The organism is Polaromonas sp. Polasp52, from assembly GCF_059491565.1.
On the sequence record NZ_CP168513.1, the window covers coordinates 4720582 to 4734328 of the forward strand.

General features: G+C 66.3%; 15 protein-coding genes. 9 read left to right on the top strand and 6 right to left on the bottom strand.

Annotated elements, in window-relative coordinates; translation table 11 throughout:
- Window positions 1-103 precede the first annotated feature (103 nt).
- On the top strand, window positions 104-832 hold the full coding sequence (locus tag ACEN9P_RS22080; protein WP_495620469.1) for a glutathione S-transferase: 729 nt from the start codon (window positions 104-106) through the stop codon (window positions 830-832).
- 171 nt (window positions 833-1003) lie between these two features.
- Window positions 1004-1954 carry a ferritin-like domain-containing protein gene (locus tag ACEN9P_RS22085; RefSeq protein ID WP_477661710.1) on the top strand — a complete coding sequence of 317 codons (951 nt, stop codon included), beginning with the start codon at window positions 1004-1006 and terminating at the stop codon, window positions 1952-1954.
- A 103-nt stretch (window positions 1955-2057) separates the two neighbouring features.
- Here ACEN9P_RS22085 and ACEN9P_RS22090 read toward each other — a convergent pair whose 3' ends face one another.
- The 6 genes from ACEN9P_RS22090 to ku all read right to left on the bottom strand — a co-directional run bounded on the left by ACEN9P_RS22090 (window position 2058) and on the right by ku (window position 6880).
- Complete coding sequence (locus ACEN9P_RS22090) at window positions 2058-2387, bottom strand: hypothetical protein (protein WP_477714628.1); 330 nt, start codon at window positions 2385-2387, stop codon at window positions 2058-2060.
- A complete protein-coding gene (locus tag ACEN9P_RS22095) occupies window positions 2384-2560 on the bottom strand; it encodes a hypothetical protein (RefSeq protein ID WP_477661712.1) in 177 nt (58 codons plus the stop codon). Before ACEN9P_RS22095 ends, ACEN9P_RS22090 begins: the two co-directional genes overlap by 4 nt.
- A gap of 92 nt (window positions 2561-2652) precedes the next feature.
- The gene (locus ACEN9P_RS22100) at window positions 2653-2865 is read right to left on the bottom strand and encodes a hypothetical protein (protein ID WP_495620470.1); all 213 of its coding nucleotides are present in this window, start codon (window positions 2863-2865) and stop codon (window positions 2653-2655) included.
- 95 nt (window positions 2866-2960) lie between these two features.
- The gene (locus ACEN9P_RS22105; protein WP_477661714.1) at window positions 2961-3239 is read right to left on the bottom strand and encodes a hypothetical protein; all 279 of its coding nucleotides are present in this window, start codon (window positions 3237-3239) and stop codon (window positions 2961-2963) included.
- Window positions 3240-3385: 146 nt separating this feature from the next.
- The gene (gene ligD / locus ACEN9P_RS22110) at window positions 3386-5947 is read right to left on the bottom strand and encodes a DNA ligase D (RefSeq protein ID WP_495620471.1); all 2562 of its coding nucleotides are present in this window, start codon (window positions 5945-5947) and stop codon (window positions 3386-3388) included.
- 24 nt (window positions 5948-5971) lie between these two features.
- Entirely contained in the window at window positions 5972-6880 is a 909-nt protein-coding gene (ku, locus tag ACEN9P_RS22115; protein WP_495620472.1) for a non-homologous end joining protein Ku, read from the bottom strand.
- Window positions 6881-7065: 185 nt separating this feature from the next.
- Between ku and ACEN9P_RS22120 the strand changes: the two genes are divergently transcribed.
- The 7 genes from ACEN9P_RS22120 (at window position 7066) to fahA (ending at window position 13684) form a co-directional block, all read left to right on the top strand.
- On the top strand, window positions 7066-7527 hold the full coding sequence (locus ACEN9P_RS22120; RefSeq protein ID WP_495620473.1) for a CHRD domain-containing protein: 462 nt from the start codon (window positions 7066-7068) through the stop codon (window positions 7525-7527).
- Between the two features lie 196 nt (window positions 7528-7723).
- Entirely contained in the window at window positions 7724-9307 is a 1584-nt protein-coding gene (locus tag ACEN9P_RS22125) for an FAD-dependent oxidoreductase (protein WP_495622216.1), read from the top strand.
- A 17-nt stretch (window positions 9308-9324) separates the two neighbouring features.
- A complete protein-coding gene (locus tag ACEN9P_RS22130; protein ID WP_477714620.1) occupies window positions 9325-9519 on the top strand; it encodes a hypothetical protein in 195 nt (64 codons plus the stop codon).
- Window positions 9520-9568: 49 nt separating this feature from the next.
- Window positions 9569-10543, top strand: coding sequence for a Bug family tripartite tricarboxylate transporter substrate binding protein (locus ACEN9P_RS22135; RefSeq protein ID WP_495620474.1), 975 nt, complete (start codon window positions 9569-9571; stop codon window positions 10541-10543).
- A 43-nt stretch (window positions 10544-10586) separates the two neighbouring features.
- A complete protein-coding gene (locus ACEN9P_RS22140) occupies window positions 10587-11048 on the top strand; it encodes a MarR family winged helix-turn-helix transcriptional regulator (RefSeq protein WP_477661718.1) in 462 nt (153 codons plus the stop codon).
- Between the two features lie 24 nt (window positions 11049-11072).
- Window positions 11073-12380, top strand: coding sequence for a homogentisate 1,2-dioxygenase (gene hmgA, locus ACEN9P_RS22145; protein WP_495620475.1), 1308 nt, complete (start codon window positions 11073-11075; stop codon window positions 12378-12380).
- A 29-nt stretch (window positions 12381-12409) separates the two neighbouring features.
- A complete protein-coding gene (gene fahA / locus ACEN9P_RS22150; protein WP_495620476.1) occupies window positions 12410-13684 on the top strand; it encodes a fumarylacetoacetase in 1275 nt (424 codons plus the stop codon).
- The last annotated feature ends 63 nt before the right edge of the window (window positions 13685-13747 follow it).

The window sequence follows — 13747 nt, forward strand, 5'->3', positions numbered from 1 at the left end:
AGGGGGCGAAATCTTCGTAGGACAAGGGCACGCCGCGGCCTTTGCCGTGGATTCGAGCCTGGGCTTCACGCAGAATGAAACGACCTCACCGGAGTTGTCATTCATGGCTTACGAACTTCATTACTGGCCCACGATCCAGGGCCGCGGCGAATTTGTCCGGCTCGCGCTGGAGGCCGCCGGCGCCGACTACGTGGACGTGGCGCGCGGCTGCGAAGGCGAGGGCCAGGGCATTCCCGCGATGATGCATTTCATCGAAAGCGCCGACGTGCGCCAGCCGCCCTTCGCGCCGCCTTTCCTGGTGGACGGCAAGACCATCGTCGGCCAGTCGTCGGCCATCCTGCTCTACCTGGGCCCGCGCCTGGGCCTGGTCGGTAAAAGCGAAACAGCGCGCCTGTGGACGCACCAGATCCAGCTCACGATTGCCGACGTTGTGGCCGAGGCGCACGACACCCACCACCCGGTGGGCACGGGCCTTTATTACGAAGAGCAGAAGAAGGAAGCGCTCAGGCGCGCCAGGGAATTCAGGACGGCGCGCATCCGCCAATTCCTGGCCTGGTTTGAAGCCGTGCTGGCGCGCAACCCGCGCGGCAGTGCGCAACTGGTGGGCGCCAGCCTCAGTTATGCCGACCTCTCGCTGTTCCAGCTGGTGGAGGGATTGCTATATGCCTTCCCCAAGGCCGCCCGCCGTGCATTAAAAAACGCACCGCATGTGATGGCGCTGCACGACCGTGTGGCAGGGCACAGGCGCGTGGCCGCCTACCTGGCCAGCGAGCGCCGCATTCCCTTTAACGAGGACGGCATCTTCCGCCGCTACCCGGAACTCGATGCCTGAGCCGCCGGCATTTTGTGCGCGGCGCTCTCCTACATGCCTGTCTGTGCTTGCCTGACCGCCGGGTCTTGCAGCGCACGCGACCATGGTTGCCAGTGTCCGGCCACACAGCAAGCACAAGCACAGTGGCGCGGATCTCTTTCAAATCTGCGTTCGACGCAAAGGAGACACACCATGGCCAAAGAGCATGATCCCAACCTTGATCCCATCAGCAAAGAGCCCGGCGCGCACCCGGTGGGCACCGGCATAGGCGCGGCCATGGGCGGCATCGCCGGGGGCGCGGCCGCTGGCGCGGTGGCCGGCCCTGCGGGAGCCATTGTCGGCGGCGTGGCCGGTGCGATCGCCGGCGGCATGGGCGGCAAGGAAGCCGCCGAGGCCCTGGACCCGACGGCCGAAGAGGCTTACTGGCGCGACAGGCACACGCTGGAGCCTTATTACGAAAGCGGCCGCCCTTTCGACGACTATGCGCCCGCCTATCGGCTGGGCGTGGAAGGCCGGCGCGATTACCCGGGCTCTTTCGAGGAAACCGAAATGCGCCTGGCGGACCGCTGGGATACCTACCGGGGACGCTCGACCCTGGATTGGGCTAAAGCCCGGCACGCCAGCCGCGCGGCCTGGAACCGCGCGCACGAGCGGCTCAGCGCCTTTGAAACTGCAGCCACTGCCGGCGTGGCGGACGACGAAGAAATCATCGACACGCTCAACGACCTGCTGGAATCCTGCCGCGACGGTGAATACGGTTTCCGCGAATGCGCCGAGCATTCGCGCGCGGAAGACATCAAGGTCTTGCTGCACCGCCATTCCGGCGAATGCCGCGCCGCGGGCCTGGAGCTGCAGACCCTGATACGTCAGCTGGGCGGCAAGCCCGACGAGGGCGGATCGGTCAGCGGCGCGCTGCACCGCGGCTGGGTTTCCGTGCGCGCGACGCTGAGCGCCTACAGCGACCAGGCCATGCTCAATGAGTGCGAGCGCGGCGAGGACGCCGCCGTGGCGCGCTACCGCAAGGCCCTGAAACAAAACCTGCCGCAGGCCATCAAGAGCGTGGTGGAGCGCCAGGCCCAGGGTGCGCAGCGCAACCATGACCAGGTCAAAGCCTTGCGCGATGCGCTGAAGGCCTCGAAATAAGGCCACGGTTACAGAAAAGATATTTAGCGTTTCTTGCCGACACTCGAGGTTCGGCAAACCGGGGGCGGCGCAGGCTGCCCCTTTTTTTTCGCCTGGATTGCGGCTAGTTCTTGAGGCGGCTGGCGCAGTCCACTTGCGCATCGAGCTGCATGCCGCCGCGCGAGTAGTCGACATCGGTGACCTTGCAGCCCGAGTGCTGCTCTATGGCCTGCAGCAGGGCGGCGCGCCCGGCGGGTGTTGTGGAGATGGGGCCGGCAGTGGGTGAGCTGGCTATCCAGGTGCCGGCGGTCAGCGCGCTCACCAGGTAAGTCCGCCCTTCGACGGTGACGCGTTGCGCGGCGGGGTCTGCCCGCATGCCGGCGCAGGCTACCAGGCCTGCACCGCACAGCAGGGCCCAGCTTGCGATGGGCGCGGCATGCCGGAAAGCCTTCATGCGGACGCGCGCGTGCCGCGCAGCACTACCGGCGGTGCCGCCGGCAAGGCCTGTGCTGAGGTATTCGCGGCTTTGGGTTCAGGCACTTTGGGAGGGGCTTTGGGCGACTTGGCGTCGGGGCAAGCCGACAAAAGCAGCAAGCCGGCCAGTGTGAAGGGCAAGAGGGGCTTCATGGTGTCTCCAGGCGCATGCTGTTGCGCTGCCTGAAATGATAGGCCGCGGGCCCGCGCAAGGCCAGTGCCGCAAGGCAAGTCGCGGCGGCCACCTACAGGTGGCGGCGCGGATGCGCGCCTGCCACGCCCATGCGTTGCAGTGCTTCGCTGAGGCTGCGCGCGGGCTGCGCTGCCGTGCACTGCTGCTGGGTGGGTGACGGCCTGGCTTTGGGTGTCGCGGCATGCTGCCTGGCCCGTTCCGCCGCCAGCCGGCGGCCTTCGGTCTGAAGGTAAAGCGTCAGGTCCATTTCATCGGGCTGGTTCATGGCTGCCTCGCAAGTCCCGTCCTGGGGACGCAAAAAAGCGGAGGCGCATGGCCTCCGCTGGCTGTCTTCCTGGCTGCATGGCGCGCACGGCGCCATCAGTTGTTGCTGCGGCCCGATTGCCGGCTGCCCGAATCTTCGGGCTGCATGTTTTCATCGCGCTCCGACTGCTTTTGCGGATTGTCCCGGGCGCTGCCGTGCTGGCCCTGCTGCCCAGGCTGGCGCTGGTTGCCCTGGCCCTGGTTCAGCTGCGCATCGCTGGACTGGTTGATGTTCTGCCGGTCCTGCTGGCCGGGCTGCTTGCGTTGGCCTTGTTGCTGCTGCTTGTCCTGGGCTTGGGGGCTGTTCCTTTTTTGATCACTCTGCTTGGAAGGCATACAGGTTCTCCTTGAAAGATGGCTGTGTTGAATGCGAAATGACGGCATGAAACCGCCACGAAGCCAATGTAAAACTGCATCCGCATTCGCCTTGTCGGGCCGTGGGCCCTGCGTGTGTAGGAGGCGGATGACAGCCGGCTGGACCTTCATTTGGCCCGCGCTGCCGGTTTGAAGCCGAGCCGTTTCATCGCGGCGGCCAGGCCCATGCGCGAGGCCTCGTAGGCGTGCCAGGGCTGGTTGCCGACGGCCAGGCGGGCGCCCAGCGTCTGCGCCGTCCAGTGCGCGCCGCCGGTCAGCGATTCCAGTTCGTCCCAGGCCACCGGCACCGACACGCCCAGGCCGGGCCGCGCGCGCAGCGACCAGGCCGACACGGTGGTCGCGCCGAAGCCGTTGCGCAGGTAGTCCGGGAAAACCTTGCCGACCCGATTTTTGGGGCCGCTCTTGGCGGCAAAGCGCTGGGGGATCACGGCGGCCAGGTGCAACACCAGCGCATGCGAGAAGTCCTTGACCGTGTCGAAGTCGTATTGCCGCTTGAGCGGCACCACCACGTGCAGGCCCTTGCCGCCGCTGGTCTTGAGGAAGCTGGCCAGCTTGAGTTCGTCGAGGAAGGCGCGCACCAGCTGCGCGGCCTCCTGCACCTGCGGCCAGGCCACGCCTTCGCCCGGGTCCAGGTCCAAGGTCATGCGGTCCGGCTTGTGGATGGCACGCGTGGTGGCGTTCCAGGTATGGAATTCGAGCACATTGAGCTGCGTGGCGGCCAGCAGGGCGGGGGCGGAGGGGACCTCCAGCAGCGGCCCGTGGCCGGGGTCGAGCGCCGGATCCAGCAGCTTGATCCCGGGTATGGAGGTGGCCTCGGCATGCTTCTGGAAGAACAGCTCGCCGCCTATGCCCGAAGGCGCGCGCACCAGTGCGGTCGGCCGTGCCTTGAGGTGGGGCAGCATCAGCGCCGCGACCTGCGCGTAGTGCTCGACCACGTTTTGTTTGGTGAAGCCGGTGCTGCTGTCGATCACGCGGTCGGCGTGGGTCACCCGCAGGGACTTGAGCGCGGCAGGCGTGGATTTTTTCGCGGGATTCACGGCGGCGCCTTTCTGGCCGCTTTTAAGGGCGGCGGGTTTTTCACGCAGGATGCGGCTGGCGGGCTTGTCGCTGCGCAGGCCCTGGAACACCGAGTGGCGGATGTGGCCGCCGTGCGTCCATTCGCCAAAAGCGATTTCGGCCAGCAACTGCGGCTTGACGAACTGGCCCTTGACGCCGGCAGGCAGTTTTGCGAAGGGGCTGCGTTCCGTGTGGATTTTTTCCAGCCGCGCCTTGAGGTCCTTGAGCACCTTGTCGTTAAAGCCGGTGCCGACGTTGCCGGCGTACTTCAGTGCGCCGTCTTCGTCATGCACGCCCAGCATCAGCGCGCCCAGGCCGGTGCGCGAGCCCTTGGGGGCCGTGTAGCCGCCTATCACGAACTCCTGGCGCAACTGCGTCTTGAGCTTGATCCAGTCCGGCGAGCGGCGCGAGACGTAGGCCGAATCCACGCGCTTGCCGATCACGCCTTCCAGGCCGACGCGCCGCGCCGATTCAAGCAGGTCTTGCGGCGTTTCCTCGAACGTGTCGCTAAAGCGTATGGTCTCTTGCGGATGGCGGGTGACCAGCGCGCACAGCAGTTCGCGGCGCTGCGAAAGTGGCAGCCGGCGCAGGTCCAGCCCGTCAAAGTAGGGCAGGTCAAACACGTAGTACACAATGCGGGCCGTGCTGGCGTGGTCAAAGGCGTTTTGCAGCGCGCCGAAATCGGGCAGGCCGTGCTCGTTCATCACCACGATCTCGCCGTCCACCCAGCCCGAGGGAATCTCCATCGCGGCTACGGCCTCGACCAGCCTGGGCAGTTTGTGCGTCCAGTCATTGCCGTTGCGTGTCATGAGGCGAACCGAGTCCCCGTCTATGCGGGCCAGCAGACGGTAGCCGTCGTACTTGATTTCATAAGCCCAGCCTTGCGGGTCGGTGGGCGGGGCCGCCACCAGCGTGGCCAGTTGCGGGGCCAGAATTTCGGGCAGCTTCGCCTCGACAGCGCCTTCCGGAATATCGCCGGCGATGCGCGCGCCGGCCTTTTCTGCTGCGGCCTTGCCCGGGGCCTTGCCGGGTTTTTCCGCGGCATCGCGCGGCAGGGGGCGGCCCGAGAGCACGCTGTTGGGCAGGGCTTTGAGCACGTCGTACTCTTTTTCCGGGCGGGCGTATTCGTCCTGTTCCTTGATCAGCAGCCACGGCTCGTGGCTTTCATCGCCACGGCCGTGCATGCGCACCAGGGTCCAGCCGCCCTTGAGCTTTTCGCCGTGCAGCTCGAACTTGAGCTTGCCGGCCTTGAGGCTTTTTGTGGGGTCGCCGTGCGGCGTCCAGAGGCCCCGGTCCCAGACGATCACGTCGCCTGCGCCGTATTGTCTGGCCGGAATGCTGCCCTCAAACCCCGCGTAGGAAATCGGGTGATCTTCGACACGCACGCCCATGCGCTTGACGGCCGGGTCCAGGCTGGGGCCTTTGGGCACGGCCCAGCTTTTGAGCGCGCCCTGCAGCTCCAGGCGGAAGTCGTAATGCAGGTTGCGCGCGTCGTGTTTCTGGATCACAAAGCGCAGGGACTTGTCCGAGCGCGTGCCGCCTTCCGCAGGCTCGGGCGTGCGCGAGAAGTCGCGCTTGGCGCGGTAGCTTTTGAGGGAATCGCGGTCGTCCATGGCTTGGGCTGCGCGTGGGGCCGCCTAGGCAGCGCGCCGCCTTGCGGGGGAGTGCACCCGGGTTTTGGCCGCGGGTTTTTTGCGTGCGGGCGCCTTGGCGGCGGCCTTGGCCTTGGGCGCATCGCCGCCGCCCTTGCGCAGGCTGCGCTGCAGCAACTCGGTCAGGTCAATGATCTTGGCGCCGGAACGGGCTTCGGGCTCCCCGGATTCCTCCGGCTGCACCACGCTCTCGAGCTTGCCTTCCTTGGCCTTGCGCTTGACCAGCGCCATGATGTCGTCCTTGAAGGAGTCGGTGAACTGTTTGGGGTCCCATTTGCCGGTCATGTCGTCCACCAGCTGTTTGGCCATGGCCAGCTCCTTGTCGGACAGGCCCGCGGCCTTGGCGCCCATGGGCGGCAGGTTCAGCTCTTCCAGCGAGCGGATGTCGGCGCCCCAGCGCAGCAGGTTCAGTACCAGCGCCGGGCCCGACGGCACCAGCACGGCCAGGTGCTGCTTGGTCTGGATGATGACGCGGGCAATGCCCACGCGCTGTGTCTTCAGCAGGGTGTCGCGCAGCAGGGCATAGACTTTTTGCCCCTTGTTGATGGGCGCGACGTAGTAGGGCCGCTCCAGGTAGACAAAGGGAATCTCGGTGTTGGGTACAAAACTTTCAATCTCTATGGTCTGGGTGGTCTTGGGGTAGGCCGCGGCGATTTCTTCTTCGGACAGCACCACGTACTGGCCGTCCTCGTACTCCACGCCCTTGACGATGTTCTCCTTGCTGATCTCCTTGCCGGTGCGCTTGTTGATGCGCTTGTAGCCCACCGGGTCCATGCTGCGCTTGTCCAGCCAGTCGAAGTCCACACCGCTTTCCGACGTGGCCGAATGCAGCGCAACGGGGATGTGGACCAGGCCGAAGGCGATGGCGCCTTTCCAGAGAATGCGAGATGCCATGGTGTGTTTATCTTTCTTGCGAGTGCGCTATCACGGCAGTTTCTGGTTCACACGCAGGCAGGCGTGTCGGCTTGCGCTGGGGTGTGGGCGTCGTCCGGAACCGACTGTTCGCATGGGGTTTGTCCTACGGGTGCGGGCGCGGTGCGACACGCACAATCGGCTGCAACTTTTCAAGGAGCCGACCCATGCTTTCACGCCGTACCGCCACCCGACTGTCCCTGGCCGCCCTGGCGGTGGTCGCTGCCGCCATCACCGGCTGCGGTGTGATGAACAAGCAATCCAGCCTGGTCGCTTTCACCACGCAGCTTCGCGGCGCCAATGAAGTGCCCGCCAATGCCAGCCCCGGCAGCGGCTCGGTCGATGCGGTGTTCGACCCCAGCACCAATCTGCTTCGCTGGAAGGTCAACTACACCCGTCTCACCGGGCCTGCAACGGCCGGGCACTTTCACGGCCCCGCCGCCATTGGCGCCAACGCCGGCGTGGCTCTGGGATGGGCCAGCCCCCTGAAGAGTCCCATGGATGGCAGCGCAACGCTGACAGCCGCCCAGGCCGCCGACCTGATGGCAGGCCGGTGGTACGCCAATATCCATACGGCGGCCTATCCCGCCGGCGAAGTGCGCGGGCAGATGACGATGGTGCGCAACTAAGACTCTGTTCGGGCTCCGGGGCCCGTTGTAAAGGTCTCCGGTAAATGGTTGCGGGCGCAACCGGATTGATTTATAGTTGCGGACGCAACAATAAATAAACCGGGACAAGCACATCGTGACCAAGCCTTTTTCTTCGGATTCCCCTGGGTGGCCGCGCCGTGTGCCGGTGCTGATTGCCGGCGGCGGCCCGGTGGGCATGACGCTGGCGGCGCTGCTGGCGCGCCACGGCGTCGCCAGCCTGGTGGTGGAGGCCGACGACAGCTATTGCGCCGGCAGCCGCGCCATCTGCATGTCGCGCCGCTCCCAGGAAATCTTCGGCTGGATAGGCGCCGACAAGCCCTTGGTGGACAAGGGCCTGTCCTGGGTGGGCGGGCGCAGCTACTTTCGCGACCAGGAAGTGCTGCACTTCCAGATGCCCAGCGAACCCACGCAGCGCTACGCGCCCATGGTCAACATCCAGCAGTTCTACGCCGAGGAGTTCGCCCACAAGGCGGTGCTGGCGCAGGGCGGCCTGGTGGACGTGCGCTGGTCCAGCAAGGTGAAAGCCGTGCGGCCCGAGGCCTCCGGCGCGCAGGTGGACATCGAAGCGCCGGACGGCGCGCGCACGGTGCAGGCCGACTGGGTGGTGGCTTGCGACGGCGGCCGCAGCACGGTGCGCGAGCAACTGGGCCTGCAGCTCGAAGGCACGCAATACGAAGGCAAGTATGTGATCGTCGACGTGGTGCAGAAAACCCGCCGCGCGGTCGAGCGCCTGGCCTGGTTCGACCCGCCGTCCAACCCCGGCTCCACCATCCTGATGCACCGCCAGCCCGACGACGTCTGGCGCATCGACTACCAGATCCGCGACGACGAGGACCCGCTGGAGGCGGTGAAGCCTGAAAACGTGCTGCCGCGCGTGCAAAGCCACCTGTCCATGATCGGTGAGGACCAACCCTGGGAGCCGCTGTGGATTTCGATTTACAACGCCAAGTGCCTGACCTTGCCCAGCTACCGCCGCGGCCGTGTGCTGTTTGCCGGTGACGCAGGCCACCTGGTGCCCATCTTCGGCGTGCGCGGGCTCAACTCCGGCCTGGACGATGCCGGCAACCTGGCCTGGAAACTTGCGTTGGTGCAGCAAGGCCATGCGGCCGATTCGCTGCTGGACAGCTATTCGAGCGAGCGCGTGCAGGCCACGCGGGAGAACATCGTCTACGGCGCCAAGAGCACCGAGTTCATGGCGCCGCCCAACCACGGCTTCCAGCTGCTGCGCGAAGCGGCGCTGCGCCTGGCCACCGAGGACGCGGCCGTGGCCTCGCTGCTGAACCCGCGCCAGTCGATGCCGGTGGAGTATGTGGGCTCGCCGCTGAATCTGGCCGCGCAGGAAAGTGCTTTTTCCAGCGGGGCGTGTGCCGGTATGCCCGCACCGGAAGCCAAGCTGCGGGGCGCCGGGGGTGCGGTACATCTCACGTCCTGCTTTGGCTCTTGCTTCGTGCTGCTGTATTTCAGCGCGAAGGGCGAGTTGCCGGGTGATATCGCCGCCCTCGCGACCGACGGCCAGGACGGCCCGGCTTCCGTCAAGCTGATATGCATCACCGGCCAGGGCGAACCCGGCGCCAACACTTTGCTTGACGACCTCAACCAGGCCCGTGAACGCTACGGCGCAGGCGGCGGCTCGGCCTTCCTGGTGCGGCCCGACGGCTACCTCATGGGCCGCTGGAAATCCGCTTCGACGGCCGACATTGCTGCTGCTCTGAAGCCCTTCCAGCAACAGCTTGCCGCCGGCGCGGCCCACGCGTCATGACGATTCCGGAGACAGCCATGAACCCCTCACAGACCCAAATCGCCGAGCTGGACCAGGCCTACACCGCGCTCGCGGAAGCGACCGCCCGCGTGGGCGAGGCGAGGGCGCCGCTGTTCCTGGCAACGCTGGCGCTTGCCTTGCTGAGCCGCCAGGCCGACGTCGCCGACGCCCTGTTGCTGATCGCCCAGGCCGAGCGCCTGGCCGCCACCTGATTTTCGACCCCCGCCTTTTTCCATAACTTATTAATTCCCTGGAGACACAATGCCCCGCCTTCCCGCTTCCCTTCACCGTTGGCTCGCCGTCCTGGCATTCGCCGCCACGGCCGCTTCCGCGCAGACGTATCCCACGCGCCCCATCGAATGGGTCGTGCCTTACCCCGCGGGCGGCGGCTCCGACGTGGTGGCGCGCGCGCTGACCGAGGCCATGGGCCAGGCCCTGGGCCAGCCGCTCGTCATCAACAACAAGCCGGGCGCCGCCACCAACATAGGCGCCGAGTACGTGGCCCATGCCAAGCCTGACGGCTACACCGTGCTGACCGGCGACACCGCCACGCTGGCGGCCAACCCGGCGCTGTACACCAAGCTCAGCTACAGCGCTGAAAAAGACCTGGCGCCCATAGGCCTGCTGGCGCGCTTCCCGATGATCCTCGTCGTCAACCCGGCCGTGCCGGCCAAAAACCTGGCCGAGTTCACGGCCTGGGCAAAAAACCAGAAGGGCGGCGTGAGCTACGCCACGCCAGGTGCCGGCAGCCCGCACCATCTGGCCACTGAGCTGTTCCGCGGCAAGACCGGCATCAACATGGTTCATGTGCCTTACCGCGGCGCCGCGCCTGCCGTGCAGGACGTGGCGGGCGGCCAGGTGCCCTTCATGTTTGTCGATACCGCCAGCGGCATGGCTTTTATCAACGCCGGACGGCTGCGCGCCATCGGCATCGCCAGCCCGCAACGCGTGAAGAATTTCGAATCCATTCCCACGCTGGACGAGCAGGGCCTCAAGGGCTTTGAGGCCTATGCCTGGCAAGGCCTGGCCGCGCCGGCCGGCACGCCCGATGCCGTGGTCGCCAAACTCAACAAGGCCCTGGTGGACGCGCTGAATTCCACGCCGGTCAAGGCACGCTTCCAGGTATTGGGCCTGGAGCCCACGCCCAGCACGCCGGCGCAGATGGCCAGCTATTCCAAGGCCGAGCGCGAAAAATGGGCGCAGGTGATACACGCCAGCGGCATCAAACTGGACTGAGTGCGCTGAGAATGGAGTTTTAAGCCAACGAGGTGGAACGCCGATGATCAAGCTCGACAGAACCCTGACCTACCGCCTGCATTTGCTGCACAAGCTGACCGACCTGGAAAGCCAGCGTGCCTATGTGGCCGGGGCCGGGCTGTCGATGAGCGACGGGCGCTGCCTCACGGCGGTCGGCACCTTCGCGCCGCTGTCGGTCAACGACCTCGCACAAAAGGCCAACCTCAACAAAGGCCAGGCCAGCCGGGCCGCGCAGTCGCTGGTGGAGCAGGGCCTGGTCGTCAAGACCGCCAGCCCGACCGACGGCCGCGGTGTGGTGCTGACCATGACACCCAAAGGCAAGGCGGCCTGGCAGCGCGCCATGAACGTGGTAGGCCGGCGCAACCACGATATTTTTGGTGTGCTGAGCGGGGCCGAACGCGAGCAGCTCAGCGATTTTTTCGACCGCTTGATTGCCAAGGCCAGGGCCGACGGCGGCGCGGTTGAAGACACCGGCGAAGAATGACATGGGAATTTTGGAGAAACCGCGATGAACACGAACACCCCCTTGCGCTACCAGTCCGGCTTCGGCAATGAGTTCGCCAGCGAAGCCGTCGCAGGCGCCTTGCCCGAGGGCCGCAACAGCCCGCAGCGCGCGCCGCACGATTTGTATACCGAGCTGATCTCCGGCACGGCCTTTACCGCGCCGCGCGCCGAGAATCGCCGCACCTGGCTGTACCGCCGCCAGCCCTCGGTGGTGGTGGGGGGTTACCAGCCCTATGCGCAGCCGCAGTGGACCACGGGCGCGGCGGGCGGCGTGGCCGTGCCGCCCGATCCCCTGCGCTGGAACCCGTTTCCGATTCCCGCGGAGCCGCTGGATTTTGTCGACGGCCTGCGCACCGTGGCGGCCAACGGCGACGCCGAGGCCCAGACAGGCATGGCCGCGCACATGTACGTCGCCAACCGGTCCATGGCGCGGCGCGCGCTGGTCAATGCCGACGGCGAAATGCTGCTGGTGCCGCAGCAGGGCCGGCTGCTGCTGACCACCGAGCTCGGCATCCTGGACGTGAAGCCTGGTGAGATCGCCGTGCTGCCGCGCGGCATGGCCTTCAGCGTGGCCTTGCCCGACGGCGCCTCGCGCGGCTACATCTGCGAGAACTACGGCGCGCATTTCCGGCTGCCCGAGCTCGGCCCCATAGGCTCTAACGGCCTGGCCAATGCGCGCGATTTCCTCGCGCCCGTGGCGGCTTTTGATGCCGGCGATGAGGCTGGAAAAAGCTATGAAGTCGTCAAGAAATTCGGCGGCCGTTTGTGGTCGGCCACGCAGCCGAGCAGCCCCTTCAACGTGGTGGCCTGGCACGGCAACCTGGTGCCCTGCAAGTACGACACGGCGCATTTCATGACCATAGGCTCCATCAGCTACGACCATCCGGACCCGTCCATCTTCACCGTGCTGACCTCGCCCTCGGACACGCCGGGCACGGCCAACTGCGACTTCGTGATCTTCCCGCCGCGCTGGCTGGTGGCCGAGGACACCTTCCGCCCGCCCTGGTACCACCGCAACCTCATGAGCGAGTTCATGGGCCTGGTCTACGGCCAGTACGACGCCAAGCCCGAAGGCTTCAAGCCCGGCGGTGCCTCGCTGCACAACTGCATGGTGCCGCACGGCCCCGACACCGAGGCCTTTGAAAAAGCCAGCGCGGCCGATCTCAAGCCGCACAAGCTGGACAACACCCTGGCCTTCATGTTCGAAAGCCGCTATCGCTTTGTGCCCACGGCCTATGCCATGCAGGGCGGGGCGCTGGACGCCGCTTATGCCGGCTGCTGGGCCGGGCTCAAGGACCAGTTCAAAGGCTGATGCCGTCCCTCCATTTTTAAAAGCTCACCATGACCGCCCCTCTGAACGCCACCCATGATCCCCAGCTGCGCAGCTGGGTCGCCTCCGCCAACAAGACAGGCACCGACTTTCCCATCCAGAACCTGCCCTTTGGCACTTACAGCCTCACGCCGCAGGGCGAGCGCCGCATAGGCGTGGCCATAGGCGACCAGGTGCTGGACCTGCGCGCGACCGGGCTGATCGATGCTGGCGACATGAATGCGCTGATGGCGCAAAGCCCGCAGGCGATGAGCGCGCTGCGGGCCGCGATTTCGCAAGGCCTGGCCGAGGGCAGCGCGCAGCAGGGCGAATGGGCGGGCTTGTTGCACGGCCAGGACGCGGTCACGCTGCACCTGCCTTGCCGCATAGGCGACTACACCGATTTCTACACCGGCATCCACCATGCGACCACCGTCGGCAAGCTGTTTCGCCCCGACGCACCGCTGTTGCCCAATTACAAATGGGTGCCCATTGGCTACCACGGCCGCGCATCGTCCATAGGCGTGAGCGGCCAGCAATTCCCGCGGCCCAAGGGCCAGACCAAGGGTCCCAACGAAGAGCTGCCGCTCCTGCGACTCAGCCACCGGCTCGACTATGAGCTGGAGCTCGGCGTGTTTGTGGGGCAGGGCAATGCCGTGGGTGAACCGGTGGCCATGGAGCAGGCCGAGGCCCATGCCTTTGGCCTGGTGCTGCTCAACGACTGGTCGGCGCGCGACGTGCAGGCCTGGGAATACCAGCCGCTGGGCCCCTTCCTGTCCAAAAATTTCGCGAGCACCATCTCGCCGTGGATAGTCACCCTGGAGGCACTCGCGCCGTTTCGTGCGGCCTTCACGCGACCCGAGGGCGACCCGCAGCCGCTGCCTTACCTCGACTCGCCGGGCAACCGCCGGCAGGGCGGCCTTGATGTGCAACTCGAGGTCTGGTTGCACACGCAGGCCATGCGCGACGCCGGCCTGGGCCCCGAGCGCCTGTCGCAGTCCAATTACCGCGACGCCTACTGGACGGTGGCGCAAATGCTCACGCACCACACCGTCAACGGCTGCAACCTGCAGCCCGGCGATCTGCTGGGCACGGGCACGCTGTCGGGCCCGCAGCCCGAGCAGGCCGGCTCGCTGCTGGAGCTCAGCGCCGGCGGCAAGAAAGCTGTGACGCTGGCCAATGGCGAGACGCGCACCTTCCTCGAGGACGGCGATGCCATCATCCTGCGCGCCTGGTGCGAGCGCGAAGGCTACCAACGCATAGGCTTTGGCGAATGCCGCGGGCAGGTGCTGCCGGCGCGTGCTTAAGTTCAAGGCGCTGATGCTTCGTTCGTCAGCGAAGCATGGGGCGGGTGTTTGCGGCAAAAATGC